Genomic DNA, 15882 nt, shown 5'->3' with positions numbered 1-15882 from the left:
AAGCCCGCCAGTCTGGGTTCCGCGAGCCCGCTAGGCGGGTTCCTAGGCGGGTTCCGGGAGCCTGCTAGTCCGGTTCCCGCGAGCCCGAGAGCCCGCTAGGCCGCGTTCCCGGGAGCCCGCGCGTCCGGGTTCCCGGAGCCCGCTGGTCCGGGTTCCTGGGAGGCTGCTAGTCCAGTTCCCCGAGAGGCTGCTGGTTCGGTTCCCGGGAGGGTGCCGGGTGAGGTTGGTCTCCGGGCGGTGAGCGATGCCAGGTGGTGTGGAATGATCGCCGGGACGGTTGGAGAGGAACACCGGTGACGGCTCTGAAGGAGCCGGAGTCCGGGGCGGTCCCGCCACTGTGACCGGGTGCGAACCCGGAAGCCAGGACATCTCCCGCCGTCCGCCAGGGAGCGCTCTCCGCGTTCCGGGCGTGCCAGGTGCCGAGGCGGGCGTGGACACCCGCAGGACGAAGGGAACACCGCTGATGCGGCCAGCTCCACCCAATTCTCAGCCTGCCCCCACCCCCGCGCCCGAGCCCGACGGCGCGCTGCCGCAGGCCCCCTCACCGCAGGGCGCTCCGGCGGAAGGATCCGCGCCTCGCGGCGCGCTGCCGCAGGCCCCCTCACCGCAGGGCGCTCCGGCGGAAGGATCCGTACCTCGCGGCGCGCTGTCGCAGGCCCCCTCACCGCAGGGCGCTCCGGCGGGAGAGTCCGCGCCTCGCGGCTCTCTGTCGGAGGGGTCCGCGCCTCGCGGTGCGCTGTCGGACGGCTTTCCGTTCACCGCTGTTGTGGGGATGGAAGAGCTGCAGCTCGCCTTGATTCTTGCGGCGGTTTCGCCGGCGATCGGTGGAGTACTGATCCGGGGCGAGAAGGGTACGGCGAAGTCCACCGCTGTTCGCGCCCTCACTGAGATCCTCCCCGCTATCGAGGTGATCCCGTCCTGCCGCTTCTCCTGTGACCCGAACCACCCCTCCTCCGACTGCCCCGACGGTCCCCACGAGATCGCCGGCGAGAACGGGAGAGAGCGCTCCCTGCGATCCGCGCGATTGGTCGAGCTACCGGTCGGAGCGACCGAAGACCGCGTACTCGGCTCGCTGCATCTCGAGCGAGCGCTCTCCGAAGGCGTCACGGCGTACGAGCCGGGTCTGCTGGCCGCTGCACATCGCGGACTCCTGTACGTCGACGAGGTCAACCTGCTGCACGACCACCTGGTCGACGTACTCCTCGATGCCGCAGCGATGGGTCGCGCGACAGTCGAGCGGGACGGTGTCTCCGTCACCCACCCGGCGCGCTTCGTGCTCGTCGGCACCATGAACCCCGAGGAAGGCGAGCTCCGCCCTCAGCTTCTCGACCGATTCGGCCTGACGGTCGATGTCGTCGCGAGCCGGGACCCGGCCGTTCGCGTCGAGGTGATGCGGGCGCGGCTGAGCTACGAGGCCGGCCCGGCGGCGTACGTCGCCAAGTTCGCCGACGCCCAACGCGAACTCGCCGAGCGGATCGTGAAAGCGCAGAGCCTGCTGCCGGAGGTGATCCTGACGGACGCCGCACTCCGTCAGATCGCCGAGATCTGCGCGTCCTTCGACGTCGACGGCATGCGCGCAGACCTCGTCACAGCCCGTACCGCGGTCGCCCACGCCGCCTGGTCAGGGCGCACTGTGGTCGAGGTGGAGGACGTACGAGCGGCGGCCAAGCTCGCTCTCCCGCACCGCAAACGCCGCAACCCGTTCGACGCGCCCGGCCTGGACGACGAGCAACTCGACCAGGCGATCAAAGACAGCACCCCACCCGAACCGGACCCCGACGACGATCCCGACGGCGGCCCGGACAACCCGGGTGGTGGTCCGGACGGTGGTGGCCCGGACAACAGCGATGGGGGAGAGGAAGGCGACGCACCCCCAGAGCACGACGACGCATCCCCGCAGCACGACGCATCCTCGGACCAGGAGGCCTCCTCGGACCAGACTGCCCGAGAGAACCCAGAGAGCGCTCTCCCGGGCCCTGCGCCGACTGGTCAGGTGGCAGCCAGTTCCGAGCCCTACAAGGCTCGCTTGCTCAGCGTCCAAGCAGCAGGAGCCGGCGTCGCCGGTCGCCGGTCCCGCGCGATCACCGAGGTCGGTCGCGTCGTAGGCGACCGTGCCCGAGTCGGCCGCGAGCCGGGCCGCCCGCACCTCCTCGCCACCATCCGCGCAGCCGCCCCCCACCAACACACCCGCCGCACCGCCGACACGCCAACCAAGCCCACCCCCTCAGGTGCGCGGTCTTGGCGGCCGGGGCTTGTTGTGCGGGGGAGCGACATTCGGTTGGCTGTGCGGGAAGGGCGGGAGGGGAATCTTGTGCTCTTCTGTGTCGATGCGTCCGGGTCGATGGGGACCAAGAGGCGGATGGGTGAGGTGAAGACCGCGATTGTTTCGTTGTTGCTGGATGCGTATCAGCGGCGCGACAAGGTTGGTCTGGTGACCTTTGCCGGTGCGACCGCCACGGTGGCTCTGCCGCCGACGGGTAGCGTCGAGACCGCGGTACGGCGGCTCGAATCGTTGCCGACCGGCGGTCGAACCCCGCTCGCCGAAGGGCTGCTGCAAGCGGCCGACGTACTGCGGATCGCGGCGATCCGTGATCCTCGGCGCCGGCCGTTGCTGGTGCTCGTGACGGATGGTCGGGCGACTCACGGAGAGAGCGCTTTCGACAAAGCCAAGCAGGCGGCCGGCTGGCTGGCGATGCAGGGGATCGCCAGCGTCGTGGTGGACTGCGAACCGCGTCGCGGCGTACGGCTCGGGCTGGCTGCCGAGCTCGCCGGCGTCCTCGGCGCCGAGTATCTGGATCTGGGTGAAGTTGCCGCAGGCAACCTTGTTCGAGCCGTCACCACGAGGAGCGCCGCCTGATGCCGCAGGGACAACCGAGTGTCGTACCGCAGGACGGTCTGACCACCCGCCAGCGCCGGAACCGGCCGTTGCTGATGGTGCACACCGGTGAGATGAAGGGCAAGTCGACCGCGGCGTTCGGGATGGCGCTGCGCGGCTGGAACCAGGGCTGGAACATCGGGGTGTTCCAGTTCGTCAAGAGCGCGAAGTGGAAGGTCGGCGAGGAGAGCGCGTTCAAGGCGCTCGGCCGGTTGCACGAGGCAACGGGTGAGGGCGGGCCGGTCGAGTGGCACAAGATGGGCGAAGGGTGGAGTTGGTCGCGCAAGGCCGGTTCCGAGGAGGATCACGCCGCGGACGCGCTCGAAGGCTGGCGGGAGATCCAGCGCCGGATCGCGGCCGAGACGCATGATCTCTATGTGCTGGACGAGTTCACCTATCCGATGAAGTGGGGTTGGGTGGACGTCGACGAGGTGGTCGAGACGCTGACGAACCGGCCGGGTCACCAGTACGTCGTGATCACCGGGCGCAATGCCGACCAGAGGCTCCTCGACGCCGCGGATCTCGTCACCGAGATGACCAAGGTGAAGCACCCGATGGACGCCGGCCAGAAGGGTCAGAAGGGCATCGAGTGGTGAGCGTCCAGCCCGAAGATCGCGCTCTCCCGCAACTCAGCTGCCCGAGCACCGGGCGACGCTCGCGTGTCAGCTGCCCCGCAGATCGCGCTCTCCCGCAGCTCAGCTGCCCGGGCACCGGGCGACGCTTGCAGGTCAGCTGTCCCGCAGATCGCGCTCTCCCGCGGCTCAGTTGCCCGGGGAGTTTGCGGTGGTGATTCCGCGGGTGGTTGTGGCGGCGCCTTCGTCGGGGGCGGGGAAGACGACTGTGGCCGTTGGGCTGATGGGTGCGCTGCGGCAGGCCGGGCATCGCGTGGCCGGGTTCAAGGTGGGGCCGGACTACATCGATCCCGGATTCCATGCCGTGGCGACCGGTCGGCCGGGGCGCAACCTCGATCCCATGTTGTCCGGTGAGGAACGCGTTGCCCCGCTCTTCGCTCACGGCGCAGCGACCGCGGACCTCGCCGTCGTCGAAGGCGTGATGGGCCTGTACGACGGTGCGCTCGGAACCGAGGGCTACGCCTCCACAGCACACGTCTCCAAGTTGCTCAAGGCACCCATCGTCCTGGTAGTCGACGCGTCCGCCGCTGGTCGCAGCGTGGGCGCGGTAGTAGCCGGCTTCGTCTCGTTCGACACCGGCGTCCGGATCGTCGGAGTGATCCTGAACAAGGTCGGTTCGGACCGGCACGAGGCCGAGGTACGCGCCGGCGTCGCGCCCACCGGCGTACCGGTTCTCGGTGTACTTCGGCGTGACACCCGCCTGACCGTGCCCAGCCGGCATCTCGGGCTGGTCCCGGCCGACGAGCAGCGTGAGCAGGCGACGGCCGCGGTGGAAGCCGCCGCGGAGTTGGTGAGGCAAGGCGTCGACCTGGAGGCCTTCGTCGCCGCCGCCCGGACCGCGCCAGAGCTGGATGTTCAGGCCTGGGACCCGGCCGCGGAGGTCAGCCCCGCCGAGGAGGGGCGGCCCGTGATCGCGATGGCAGGCGGTCCCGTGTTCTCCTTCCGCTACACCGAGACGGCCGAGCTGCTGACGGCCGCCGGTGCCGACGTCGTCACCTTCGACCCGCTCCGGGAGTCATTGCCTGAGGCAACCTCCGCGCTCTACCTCGGCGGCGGCTTCCCCGAGCTTCACGCGGAAGCGCTCTCTGACAACGCCGTACTGCGGAAGCAGGTCGCAGACGAGATCGTCGCAGGTCTCCCGGTCGTCGCGGAATGCGCCGGCCTCCTCTACCTGTGCCGTGAACTCGACGGCCACCAGCTGACCGGCGTACTACCGGCAACGGCTCGTATGACGAGCCGCCTGACGCTCGGCTACCGGACCGCGATCGCAGCGACCACCACGGCGATCTTCGACGAGGGTCGTCGCGTGCGGGGCCATGAGTTCCATCGGACGACAGTCGAGTACGACGAAGACGTCGACAGCGCGTGGTACTTGCCTGGCGGCATCCAGGAAGGCGTCGCCAGGACACAGATCCACGCGTCGTACCTCCACCTGCACTGGACCGCCACACCCGACGTGCCGGCCAGGTTCGTAGCAGCCGCCCGTGTCTACGCGGGGTTGGAGAAATGAGCCTCGTCCTGGGAATCGGCCTCCGCTCCGGTACGTCGTACAGAGAGCTGCGGGACCTTGTGGAGAAAGCACTGGCCGGCCTGAGCCCACAGGACGTCATACGGGTGGTCACTGTCGAAGGCAAAGAGACGGAGCCCGGTCTGCAACGCCTGGTGGCGTCCCTGGCCGCAGAGCTGTTCACCGCACCATCACCGGAGCTCTCCCAACAACAAGTGCCCACTCCGAGCGACGAAGTAGAACGCCTGACCGGTACTGCGAGCGTCGCCGAGGCCGCCGTGATCCTGAGCGGCGCCGAACTCGTAGTCCCAAAGCAGCGCTCAGCCCGAGCCACAGTCGCCGTCGGCAAACTCCCGGACAACCAAAGGCAACCGGCCGCTCCCGGCTATCCGCAAGCCGAGCGAGAGACCGTGCACCGCGTGCTGGCCGAGCGCCGAGACGTACGCCGAGGTTTCCTCGACCAGCCGATCGCGGACGACGTGCTGACCCGCGTACTCGAGTCAGCACACCGCGCGCCCAGCGTCGGCCTGAGCCAGCCGTGGGACTTCGTCCTGATCCGCGACATCGCCACCCGCCGCAAGGTGCACGACCTGGCGATCGCCCAACGAGACGCATTCGCCGCATCGCTTCCTGCCGATCGCCGGAACGCGTTCGACGGACTGAAGATCGAGGCGATCCTGGACACCCCGCTGAACATCGCCGTCACCTGTGACCCCGGCCGCGGCGGCCGGCACGTGCTGGGGCGGCACGCGGATCCGCGCACCACGTGGTTCTCAGCGGCGATCGCCATCCAGAACCTGTGGCTGGCCGCGCGCGCAGAGGGTCTCGGTGTCGGCTGGGTGTCGTTCTTCGAACCAGGAGAGGTCGGCGCAGTACTGGACCTGCCCGCACAGGTGGAGCTGGTCGGGTACCTGTGCGTCGGCCATGTGGAGGAGTTCGCCGCAGCGCCCGAGCTGGTGCGGAGTGGCTGGGCTGCGCGACGGCCGCTCTCGTGGGCTGTGCATCAGGAGGCCTGGGGACAACGCGGGTTGCCGGGCGCACCGCCGTCACAGGTGATCGTGCAGGACGCTGTACAGGCCGAAGGCGTAGCAAAGCCTGTTGGGAGTCAGGTGGTGCACCTGGTGGTCGTCGATGCGGCGCAGCCGGAGTTGCTGGAGCGGCCCGAAGCCCTCGTAGTACAGGTGGGTGGGGAGAAGCCTGCAGCGGACTTCGGAGTGCTGTGGCGACCGGCACGGTCCGTGGACGAAGCGTTGGAGCTCGGTGTCGAGGTGGCTCGGGATCTGGTGCTGCAGGGCGTGGGGGAGATCGTCGTAGAGCTCCCTGTCGAGTCGGACGTCTCCCGGGCGCTTGCGCGCGGCGTACGGCTGGGTGGTCTCGCCTGCGGCATCACGGTCGATGAACCGGGCGAGATGCGAGACTCCTCCGCATGACCGTCCCACCCCAAGGCCCAGCGCCTATGTACGTTCCCGCCTTCTCGATGAAGCAGCGGATCACCCTGATGGCGAACAAGTACGAACTGATCGCCACCAACCCGGATGGGTCCGACGGACCGCTGCTCGCGTTCGCGCAGCAGAAGCGGATGGCCTTCAAGGAAGAGGTCACCTTCTACACCGACGACACCAAGTCGCAGGCGGTGTTCTCGTTCAAGGCCCGCAAGCGGATCGACCTCGGCTCCGGGTACGACGTCTTCGACCCGCAGGGCCAGCCGATCGGCTGGTTCAAGAAGGAGTTCGGCAAGAGCCTGCTGCGGTCCAGCTGGCAGCTCAGCGGTGCCGGCGTCGAGGCGGACGGCACCGAGCGGAACCCGACCGTCGCGATCGTGCGCCGGATCTGGGAGTTCGTCCCGTACCTCGGCGAGATCCCGTTGCCGTTCATCTTCCACTTCGACTTCAAGGACCGCGCCACCGGCGAGTTGGTGCTCGCGGTCGAACGCAAGGTGTCGGTCCGGGACCGCTACCGGGTCAACGCCCCGGACCCGCGGCTCGACTTCCGTGTCGCGGCCGCGATGACGGTCGCTCTCGACGCCCTCCAGAGCCGCTGATCCAGCACCAGGCTGCACACGGAACGCCGCATTTCGTCCGACGCCCGCCGTACGCCGTTCACGCGGCGTACGGCGGGCGTCGTACGGGCCGCTCCCTCTTTTGGGTGATTCGACCCTGACAGCCCTTGGTTCGGGGTGGGTGCGGTGCGAGTCTTGGAGACATGGGAGCAACGCAGCGGAGTCGACGGTGGTTGGTGCCGGTCACGGCAGTCGCAGTGGTGGCGGGCGTGGGAGCGCTCGGGCCGGTGGTCGCGGACGCCTCTCCTGACCTGCCCGGGATCACCGCGCAGGACCTGCTCGCCAAGGTGCAGACGGCCAAGGTCGACGGGCTGTCCGGCACGGTGACGTCCTCGACGGATCTCGGCCTGCCGGCGATTCCCGGGCTCGGCGCGGATGCCGCCAAGTTCACCGACCTGCTGACCGGCAAGCACACGGCCCGGGTCGCCTTCGCCGCTCCGGACAAGGCTCGTGTCTCGGTGATCGACCAGATGGCCGAGCGCACGGTGACCACAGACGGCAAGACCGCCTGGGTGTACGACTCGTCCCGCCGAGAGGCCACCAAGCTCGCCCTGCCCGCGCACCCGGCCAAGCCCGAGGTCGCGCCGGAGAAGCAGGCGTACGACCCGCAGGCCGTCGCGAAGCAGTTCCTGGCGGCCATCGACCCGTCCACGAAGGTGGTGGTCAGCGGTACGCAGAAGGTGGCCGGACGCGACGCGTACAAGCTTCGCCTGATCCCGAAGACCGACAAGACGACGGTCGGTTCGGTGACGCTGGCGATCGACTCGAAGACCTGGATCCCGCTCGAGGTCACGGTGATGCCGCGGACAGGCAAGGATCCCGCGGTCCAGCTCGGCTTCTCGGCCGTCTCCTTCGCCGTACCGGACAGCAGTACCTTCTCGTTCACCCCGCCCAAGGGCGTCAAGGTGACCGAGCAGAAGCTCCCCACGGCACGCCACACCGAGCCGAAGGGCCTCCCGAAGCCGAACGCCACCAAGCCAGGCGCCAAGCCCGGCATGGTGAAGCCCGGCATGGGCTTGGCTGACAGGGACAAGCCGACCGTCGTCGGCAAGGCCTGGGAGAGCGTCCTCGTACTACGCGGCGCCAAGCTTCCCGCCGATGCCGGGCCGCTCGGTCAGCTGCTCGCCAAGGCGCGCACCGTCCAGGGCACCTGGGGCTCGGGCAAGATCCTCACCACCAAGATGGTCAGCGCGCTGATCACGGACGACGGCCGCGTGTTCGTCGGCCTGGTCACCCCCGACACCCTCGAAGCCGCCGCCGCCAAGGCCCCCCGCTGACCACGCGAACCGCGAGCCGGGAGCGCTGACCAGGTGACCACCGAACCACCACCAGCGTCACCGGTCACGCCGCCGGCGACTGCGGCGCCCGCGCGGGCGGCCGCGGCGCCGGTGCTCGTGGGTGGGTCAGGAGCACCGATTGTCACCACAGGGCTGACGAAGCGGTTTCGGAGTGGGCAGGTGGCGGTTGACGCCATCGATCTGGAGGTTCCGGCGGGCAGCATCTTCGGGTTTCTCGGGCCGAACGGGTCGGGGAAGACGACGACCATCCGGATGCTGCTAGGCCTGATCGCGCCCACATCGGGCTCGGTCGAGTTGCTCGGCGAGCCGATGCCGAAGGCGCAGTTGTCGGTCCTCCCGAGAGTCGGGGCGCTGGTCGAAGGGCCGGCCTTCTACCCGTTCTGGACCGGCCAGGCGAACCTGCTGCGCTTCGACGCGGCCGACCGGACCGCTGACCCGAAGACTCGCAAGGCCCGAGCGGGCCACGCGCTCGAGCGGGTCGGGCTGTCCAACGCGGCCGGTAAGAAGGTGCGCAACTACTCGCTCGGCATGCGCCAGCGACTCGCGATCGCCGTCGCCCTGATGCAGCCGCGCGACCTGCTCGTACTGGACGAGCCGACCAACGGCCTCGATCCCCAGGGCACCCGCGAAGTGCGCTCGCTGATCCGCGAACTGGCCAACGACGGCACCACCGTCTTCACCTCCACCCACCTGCTGGCCGAGGTCGAGCAGCTCTGCACCCACGCGGCAGTGATGAGCCGCGGCCGGCTGCTCCGGCAATCCACGATGACCGAACTGCGCTCGGAGCTCCGGCCCCGCCTGGTCGTCCGTACGCCGGATCTCCAGCAGGCCGAACAAACCCTCACCGGCCTGGGGGTCACCGACGTCAAGCGGACCGAGGAGTTCGTCGACGGAGATCCGGGCGAACTGCCGATCGACAAGCTCGCCGCGGCACTGGTCGCCGCCGATGTCCGGATCCACGGCTTCGGCATCGAGCGCCCGAGCCTGGAAGACGCCTTCGTGGCCCTGACCGGAGAAGGTTTCGATGTTGCCGAATGAACGGCAGTCCGCGGGGGATGAGAACTGATGGCGGCTGAGGTCGTGGAGCGGGCGCCGGTGGCCCGGCCGAGTGCGGGGCGGCACACCGTGGCGTTGTTCGCGTCGGAGTTGCATCTGGTGTTCGGGCGCGCCCGCACGTGGGTGCTGCTCGCCGTACTGGCCGCTGTTCCGATCCTGATCGGGGTGGCGATCAAGCTGTCCGGGTCGTCGGGCGATGCCGAAGGGTTCCTCGGCCAGGTCGCCGGCAACGGATTCTTCCTGGTCGTCGCCAGCCTGGCGTTGTCGTTGCCGTTCTTCCTCCCGACCGCCGTCACGGTGATCTCGGGGGAGTCGCTCGCGGGCGAAGCCAGCCTCGGCACACTGCGCAACCTGATCACCGCACCGGCCGGACGATCGCGCTTGCTCGCGGCCAAGATGGTCGCGCTGGCGGTGTTCTGCCTGGCCGCGACGATGACGATCTGGGTGTCCGGGCTGATCGTCGGCATCGTGCTCTTCCCGGTCGGCGACGTCGTGCTGCTGTCCGGTACGACGGTGTCGCTCGCGGACGGATTGTTCCGGGCCCTCGGTATCGCACTGCTGATCGCGACCTCGTTGCTCGGCTTGGCCGGTATCGGCCTGTTCGTGTCCTCGCTGACCTCCACGCCACTGGCCGCGATGGCAGCCACCTTCTGCACGTTCATCGTGTTCGGCATCCTCGGCGCGATCCCGCAGATCCACGTGATCCACCCCTGGCTGCTGATGTACGGCTGGACCTCGTTCGCCGACCTGCTCCGCGACCCGCCGTACTGGCATGAGATCGGGCGGAACCTGCTGATGCAGGGCGCGTACCTGGCGGTCTTCTACGCCGCGGCCTGGGCGCGCCTCACCAGCCGGGACGTCAACGGCTAACCTCCTGCTGTGCGCCCGGACCTCGTTTCTCTGTTGCGCTGCCCGGTCTGCGCCGACGGCCTGGCGCTGATAGCCCGTACTGCGAGGTGTCCGCGAGGCCACGCCTTCGACCTGGCCAAGCAGGGCTATCTCAACTTGTTGCCCTCAGCATCGACCGGGATCGAGGGCGACAGTGCCGCCATGATCGATGCCCGCGCCGCCTTCCTGGCCGGCGGCCACTACGCTCCGATCCGCGACGCGCTGATCGCCCACACCCCACCGGAAGCCACTCACTTCGCCGAAGTAGGAGCCGGTACGGCGTACTACCTCGCAGGCGTCATCGCCGAGCCTGACGCAGCGGGCGAGCGGGTGGGGATCGCGTTGGACGTGTCGCGGTACGCGGCGCGGCGGGCGGCGAAGGTGGACGAGCGGATCGGGTCCGTGGTGTGTGACGCGTGGAAGGCGTTGCCGCTGCGGGACGGGGTCGCCGAGGTCCTGCTCGACGTGTTCGCGCCGCGGAACGCGCCCGAGATGCGGCGGGTGCTCGCTCCGGGCGGAACGCTGCTGGTGGTGACACCCAATCAGGCGCACCTCGCCGAGCTGATCGCAGTACTCGGGATGGTCCGGGTCGACGAGGACAAAGATCGCCGGCTGCGCGATTCGCTGGCATCCCACTTCGTTCAGACGGCCGCGACGGCTGTCGACGTCGGGATGCGGCTCGATCACCGGTCGGTGCGGCAGTTGGTCGAGATGACGCCGAGTGCGCGGCACCTGCGGCCGGAGGAGCTGACGGAGCGGATCGCCGTACTGGCTGATCCGGTGGAGGTCACGTTGTCGGTCACGCTCTCGGTCTGGCAGGCGAGCTGATCCCGGACGGGTGCCGACTCGAGTACGGCGCCCAGCGGGACCTGCCCTGGTTCAGTTCAAATCAGGCAGCGGCACCGGTGATCTCGCGGGCGACCACGGCGGCGTGCTTCTCGGCCTCGAGGTGAGCCTCCTCCTCGGAGACCTTGGAGGCGTCGATCAGCGTTTCCATGCCCGGCGTGACCGGGGCGAGCGTCAGTTCGGCGACTGCCTTGCGGACGCTCATGTTGAACACCTCGCCGAAGATGCGTTCCAGGTACGGCGTCGCGTGGTCCCAGCCGTGCTTCGGCGTACCGGGGCTGTAGCCGCCGCCGCGGGCCAGGGTGAAGATGACCGGCTTGTCCCGCAGGACCTCGCCGGCCAGCAGTTCACGGTCGGTCATCAGCAGGTCCAGCCAGGTCTTCACGTGCTGGGAGATGCCGTAGTTGTACAGCGGAACGGCGAGCAGGACCGCGTCGGCGGTCCGGATCTCCTGGCTGAGCTCGGCCGCCAGCGCCCGGGCAGCCGCGAGATCGGCGCGAGTCGCGTCGGGGTCCGGGCCGAAGCCCAGCTCGGCGCCGATCACGGCGGGCCAGGCGTCACCCGGAAGCGGGTGCCGGCCGAGGTCACGCCGTACGACGACGCCGTCGGGGTGCTCGGCCTTCCAGGTGGCCTCGGCGCTGTCGGCGAGGGCCCGGCTGACGGATCCGTCGACCCGGATGCTGGCGTCGATACGAAGCAGGGTGGTCATCTCTTGCTCTCCAGAAAGTTGTCGGGGGCGAACTCGAATGAGCTGTCTTGAAGATAGTCTGTCTCGCAGAACATATTCAAGTCAGATCGTATTCCCGTGGCATAGACCACGTAGACTGGCTCTCGTGACCACTTCATCGCCGCAGACGGACGTCCGGGCCCGTCAGGCCCGGGGGATGTCGGTCGAGGCCGACCTCGGCTGGGCACTCGGCGTGGTCTTCCGGCGCTATGCGAAGCGCTCCGCCCAAGCGCTGGACGACGTACCGGGTGGCCCGCGGGGTTATCAGGTGCTCGCGACCGCGGTCGGGTCAGGGCCGAAGCGCCAGCTCGACCTGGCTGCCCAGTTGGACGTCGATCGAACGGTGATGACGTACCTGCTCGACGACCTGGAGAAGGCCGGTCTGGTCGAGCGGCAGCCCGACCCGACAGACCGCCGGGCGCGACTGATCGTGGCGACCGAGCAGGGTCGCGAAGCGCTCTGTGATCTCGAGCGCCGCCTCGGCCAGGCCGAGGAAGAAGTGCTCGGCAGCCTGGAGGAAGGCGAGCGGACGGTCTTCCGGACGCTGCTCAAACGCCTCGCGGTGACAGCGGACGCCGTCGACCCGCTGCACAACGCGTGCACCCTCGCCGAAGAGGGCCTGACCACCGAGCCCTGAAGCTCTGGTGCGGCGGAACCCTGAAGCCTCTAGTGCAGCGGGACGAAGCCGGATTCGTAGGCCAGGATGACCGCCTGAGTGCGATCGCGAGCTCCCAGCTTGGCCAGCGTGTTCGCCACATGCGTCTTGATCGTCTGTACGCCGAGGATCAGCTCCGCCGCGATCTCCGCGTTGGACAACCCCTTCGCCATCAACCGGAGCACCTCCTGCTCCCGCTCGGTCAACTGGTACCGCTCGAGCCCGGTCGGGTGCTGGGTGGAGACGTGCGCCAGAGCCAGTGCCCGGATCGCTTCCGGGAACAGCAGGGACTCGCTGCTCGCGACGGTACGGATCGCCGCGATGATGTCGTCCGGGGGAGTCCGCTTCAGCAGGAAGCCGGATGCCCCGGCGCGCAGCGCGTCGTACACGTAGTCGTCGTTCTCGAAGGTGGTGACGACCAGCACGCGCGGAGCCGGGGCGACGCCTTCGAGCAGTAGCCGGGTGGCCTGGATGCCGTCGACCGCGGGCATCCGGACGTCCATCAGGACGACGTGCGGCCGGGTCCGGCGGACGACCGCGAGCACCTCGGCCCCGTCACCGGCCTCGCCGACGACCGTCAGGTCCGGTTCCGCGTCGATGATCGCGCGCAATCCGCTGCGGATCAGCGGCTCGTCGTCCACTACGACCACCGAGACGTCGTTCACGGTCTTCCCTTCGTCGTCACGGCGACCGGCAGCGTGACCGCCAGGCGCCACTGATCCCGTACCAACCCCGCTTCGACGGAGCCACGCAGTACTGCGACCCTTTCACGGATACCGGCCAACCCGGTGCCGCCGCCGGTGCGGGCCGGCTGACTCGAGGCGGCGGCCGTGACCGGGTTGGTCAGTTCGAGTCGCAGCCCGCCGGTGCCGAGGTTGATCGACAAGGCCACCTCCAGTTGGTCGGCCGGTCGTCCGGCGTGCCGGATCGCGTTGGTGAGGCCCTCCTGGACGATCCGGTAGGCCTCCCGGGAGACGGCGGCGGGGAGTTCTTCCAGCCGTCCCTCGCGTTGGACGGCCACGGTGATGCCACCCGCCCGAGTCGACTCGACCAGCCGGGTGATGTCGCCGAGGGTCGCCTGCGGAGCTTTCTCCGCGCCCGGCCGGCGATCCTCGCGCAGCAGCCCGAGGACATGGTCCAGATCGGCCAGTGCCGCCCGTGCCGAGGTCTCCATCGCCGCCAGGGCGTTCTCGGCGAAGGCGGGATCGGTGGCCAGTACGCGCCGGGCAGCGGCCGCCTGGATCGTGACGAGACTGAGCGCGTGGCCGACGCTGTCGTGCAGTTCGCGGGCCAATCGGTTGCGCTCGGCAAGGGTCGCGGTCTGCCGCTCGAGCAGCTCGATCCGCTCGGCAGGAGTCGGGCCGAGGACGCGCGGGGCGGCGTACGCGAGCAGGGCGCCAATTGCCGAGGACAACAACAGCAGTGCGAGGATCGCGACGACGGCGGTCAGCGGCATCCAGTAGTCGGTCCAGCGGTCGTGCACCGTGTAGTCGATGCCCGGGACCAGCTCGTGCGATCCGCGCGACCGGAACGGGGCAGCGAGCAGGACGGCACCGAGGCCGAACACGACCGTGCTGAGAACACCGACGAAGCCGCCTGCCAACAGGTGCAAGGAGAACCAAGTAGTGGTCCGGCGGCGCTGCGGCCAGGTCCGGGCGGGGCCGAGCGGCCGCTCCTCGAAGTGCACCCCGAGCAGTGACTCGACCGCGATGCCCTCCACCTCCCGGACCGCGGGCAGGAGGCCCAGCACCACGGGAGGAACGACGATGACGAGCACGACGCACACGCCGATCAGTACGGCGGGCAGGTGCAACTCGTTGAGCAGGGAGACCAGTGCGCTGTCGACCAGGATGAACGCGAGCACCAGGGCGGCGCCGAGCAACAGGTAGACCCAGCGCAGATAGGTCGACCCCCGGACCAGCACGTTCGCCACCCGGTCATCTTCCCAAACGCCGGCCCCGGCACGAATCCCTCTGCCGGGTGACGCGGTCACCGGGCGGGGGAGCTGGTCAAGAGAGCGGTCTCATGACCCAGATCACAAAAGCAGCGGGTTTACACAAATTTGTCGTCGATCGGACACGAACAGGCAGATCGGACGTCGCGATCTGCTGTCCGGGCGGGTACGGTCTGTGGTCGGGGCGGGATGCCCGTCCGGGTTCGGACAGGTATGGGGAACGGCTCCAGGACGGGCGGCGATCGGGCTCCAAGGGTGCCGGAACGGTGGACGTAAAGACACTGTGAAGTCCCCAGGGGCCGATTGACCACCCTTCCATATTTGATGTTTGATCAAATATCGGAGAGGAGAAGTCCAGGATGAGGTTCAGGCGCTCTGCCGCCGCCATTGTGGCGGTACTCGCACTAGCTCTGGTCAGTGCGTGCAACAACGACAAAGCAGGCCAGAACGGGGACGCATCACTTCAGAAAATCACCTATCTGACGTCTTTCAACACTTTCGGCCGCGAGGCCTATGCGTATGTCGCCCTGGAGAAGGGCTATTTCAAGGACGCCGGGTTCGACGTCACCATCAAGCCGGGCAGTGGCACGGTCGACGTGCTGAAACTGGTCGCCGGTGGCCAGGCGGACTACGGGATCGGCGACTTCACCGCGATCCTGATCACGATGGGCAAGCAGAAGATGCCGGTCACTACGGTCGGCATGATCCACCAGCGCTCGATGGCGGCGATCGTCGCGCTCAAGGGCGGCAGCATCAACACTCCGCAGGACCTGGCCGGCAAGAAGATCGGCGACCAGCCGGGCTCCACCAACACGGTGATGTTCCCGCTCTACGCCAAGGCGGCCGGGATCAAGGGCTGGGAGACCACCAAGTTCGTTCCGTCGCCGCCGCCCGCCCTGCCGCAGTTGCTGGCGGCCGGCACGGTCGACGGGATCGGCCAGTTCGTCGTCGGTGTGCCGACGGTCGAGAAGGCGGACCCGAAGCATCGCCAGGCCGTCGTCCTGCCGTACGGCGACAAGCTGCCGGACCTCTACGGCAACGCGATCATCACCCGCTCCGACCTGGCCAAGGACCATCCGGACCAGGTGAAGAAGTTCACCAGCGCGTTGCTGAAGGGTCTGCAGGACACCATCAACGACCCCGAGGGTGCGGCGAAGATCCTGCAGAAGTACGACCCCAAGCGCACGGTCGACGGCTCCGTCGCGGAGCTCAACCTGATGAAGCCCTACGTCAAGCCGGACGGCTTCACCGGTGAGCTCGGCGAGGCCGACGGCGAGCGGGTGGAGAGGATCATCAAGGCCCTGGAAAACGCGGGGGAGATCAAGCCGGCCGGTTCACTGAACCCGGCCGAGGTGGTCGACCGCGATCTGGCACCGAAGGGCTGA

General features: G+C 68.8%; 14 protein-coding genes and 1 riboswitch. Of the genes, 11 read left to right on the top strand and 3 right to left on the bottom strand.

The window, feature by feature from the left end; translation table 11 throughout:
* Window positions 1-257: 257 nt before the first annotated feature.
* A riboswitch (cobalamin riboswitch) is annotated at window positions 258-394 on the top strand.
* 378 nt (window positions 395-772) lie between these two features.
* The 9 genes from EV138_RS01010 to EV138_RS00970 all read left to right on the top strand — a co-directional run bounded on the left by EV138_RS01010 (window position 773) and on the right by EV138_RS00970 (window position 11143).
* Window positions 773-2857, top strand: coding sequence for a magnesium chelatase subunit D family protein (locus tag EV138_RS01010; RefSeq protein ID WP_133976599.1), 2085 nt, complete (start codon window positions 773-775; stop codon window positions 2855-2857).
* A complete protein-coding gene (cobO, locus tag EV138_RS01005; protein ID WP_133976598.1) occupies window positions 2857-3471 on the top strand; it encodes a cob(I)yrinic acid a,c-diamide adenosyltransferase in 615 nt (204 codons plus the stop codon). Before EV138_RS01010 ends, cobO begins: the two co-directional genes overlap by 1 nt.
* A gap of 187 nt (window positions 3472-3658) precedes the next feature.
* The gene (locus tag EV138_RS01000; RefSeq protein WP_166678459.1) at window positions 3659-5017 is read left to right on the top strand and encodes a cobyrinic acid a,c-diamide synthase CobB; all 1359 of its coding nucleotides are present in this window, start codon (window positions 3659-3661) and stop codon (window positions 5015-5017) included.
* On the top strand, window positions 5014-6444 hold the full coding sequence (gene bluB, locus EV138_RS00995; RefSeq protein ID WP_133976597.1) for a 5,6-dimethylbenzimidazole synthase: 1431 nt from the start codon (window positions 5014-5016) through the stop codon (window positions 6442-6444). The genes EV138_RS01000 and bluB overlap by 4 nt, the downstream gene beginning before the upstream one ends.
* Window positions 6441-7055: an LURP-one-related family protein gene (locus tag EV138_RS00990; RefSeq protein WP_238157883.1), complete on the top strand. Its 615-nt coding sequence runs from the start codon at window positions 6441-6443 to the stop codon at window positions 7053-7055. Before bluB ends, EV138_RS00990 begins: the two co-directional genes overlap by 4 nt.
* A 194-nt stretch (window positions 7056-7249) precedes the next feature.
* Entirely contained in the window at window positions 7250-8350 is a 1101-nt protein-coding gene (locus tag EV138_RS00985) for a LolA family protein (protein WP_238157881.1), read from the top strand.
* Window positions 8351-8530: 180 nt separating this feature from the next.
* A complete protein-coding gene (locus tag EV138_RS00980) occupies window positions 8531-9409 on the top strand; it encodes an ABC transporter ATP-binding protein (RefSeq protein WP_238157880.1) in 879 nt (292 codons plus the stop codon).
* Window positions 9410-9436: 27 nt separating this feature from the next.
* Window positions 9437-10297 carry an ABC transporter permease gene (locus EV138_RS00975; protein WP_133976596.1) on the top strand — a complete coding sequence of 287 codons (861 nt, stop codon included), beginning with the start codon at window positions 9437-9439 and terminating at the stop codon, window positions 10295-10297.
* A 9-nt stretch (window positions 10298-10306) separates the two neighbouring features.
* On the top strand, window positions 10307-11143 hold the full coding sequence (locus EV138_RS00970) for a putative RNA methyltransferase (RefSeq protein ID WP_133976595.1): 837 nt from the start codon (window positions 10307-10309) through the stop codon (window positions 11141-11143).
* 61 nt (window positions 11144-11204) lie between these two features.
* On the opposite strand, the gene EV138_RS00965 is transcribed toward EV138_RS00970, so the two are convergent.
* Window positions 11205-11870 carry an FMN-dependent NADH-azoreductase gene (locus EV138_RS00965; RefSeq protein WP_133976594.1) on the bottom strand — a complete coding sequence of 222 codons (666 nt, stop codon included), beginning with the start codon at window positions 11868-11870 and terminating at the stop codon, window positions 11205-11207.
* Between the two features lie 124 nt (window positions 11871-11994).
* Between EV138_RS00965 and EV138_RS00960 the strand changes: the two genes are divergently transcribed.
* The gene (locus tag EV138_RS00960; protein WP_133976593.1) at window positions 11995-12525 is read left to right on the top strand and encodes a MarR family winged helix-turn-helix transcriptional regulator; all 531 of its coding nucleotides are present in this window, start codon (window positions 11995-11997) and stop codon (window positions 12523-12525) included.
* Between the two features lie 29 nt (window positions 12526-12554).
* On the opposite strand, the gene EV138_RS00955 is transcribed toward EV138_RS00960, so the two are convergent.
* On the bottom strand, window positions 12555-13208 hold the full coding sequence (locus EV138_RS00955) for a response regulator transcription factor (protein WP_133976592.1): 654 nt from the start codon (window positions 13206-13208) through the stop codon (window positions 12555-12557).
* Complete coding sequence (locus EV138_RS00950) at window positions 13205-14476, bottom strand: sensor histidine kinase (RefSeq protein WP_133976591.1); 1272 nt, start codon at window positions 14474-14476, stop codon at window positions 13205-13207. The genes EV138_RS00955 and EV138_RS00950 overlap by 4 nt, the downstream gene beginning before the upstream one ends.
* A 380-nt stretch (window positions 14477-14856) precedes the next feature.
* On the opposite strand from EV138_RS00950, the gene EV138_RS00945 reads away from it, so the two are divergent.
* Window positions 14857-15882, top strand: coding sequence for an ABC transporter substrate-binding protein (locus EV138_RS00945; RefSeq protein WP_133976590.1), 1026 nt, complete (start codon window positions 14857-14859; stop codon window positions 15880-15882).

The organism is Kribbella voronezhensis, assembly GCF_004365175.1.
GTDB classification, from domain to species: Bacteria; Actinomycetota; Actinomycetes; order Propionibacteriales; family Kribbellaceae; genus Kribbella; species Kribbella voronezhensis.
The sequence above is the reverse complement of the archived record's forward strand: the minus strand, read 5'-3'. Positions and strand labels throughout refer to the sequence as shown.

Coding starts and splice junctions, on each gene's coding strand:
- EV138_RS01010 (WP_133976599.1), top strand. CDS start 773: ATGGAAGAGCTGCAGCTCGCCTTGATTCTTGCGGCGGTTTCGCCGGCG.
- cobO (WP_133976598.1), top strand. CDS start 2,857: ATGCCGCAGGGACAACCGAGTGTCGTACCGCAGGACGGTCTGACCACC.
- bluB (WP_133976597.1), top strand. CDS start 5,014: ATGAGCCTCGTCCTGGGAATCGGCCTCCGCTCCGGTACGTCGTACAGA.
- EV138_RS00990 (WP_238157883.1), top strand. CDS start 6,441: ATGACCGTCCCACCCCAAGGCCCAGCGCCTATGTACGTTCCCGCCTTC.
- EV138_RS00975 (WP_133976596.1), top strand. CDS start 9,437: ATGGCGGCTGAGGTCGTGGAGCGGGCGCCGGTGGCCCGGCCGAGTGCG.
- EV138_RS00965 (WP_133976594.1), bottom strand. CDS start 11,870: ATGACCACCCTGCTTCGTATCGACGCCAGCATCCGGGTCGACGGATCC.
- EV138_RS00945 (WP_133976590.1), top strand. CDS start 14,857: ATGAGGTTCAGGCGCTCTGCCGCCGCCATTGTGGCGGTACTCGCACTA.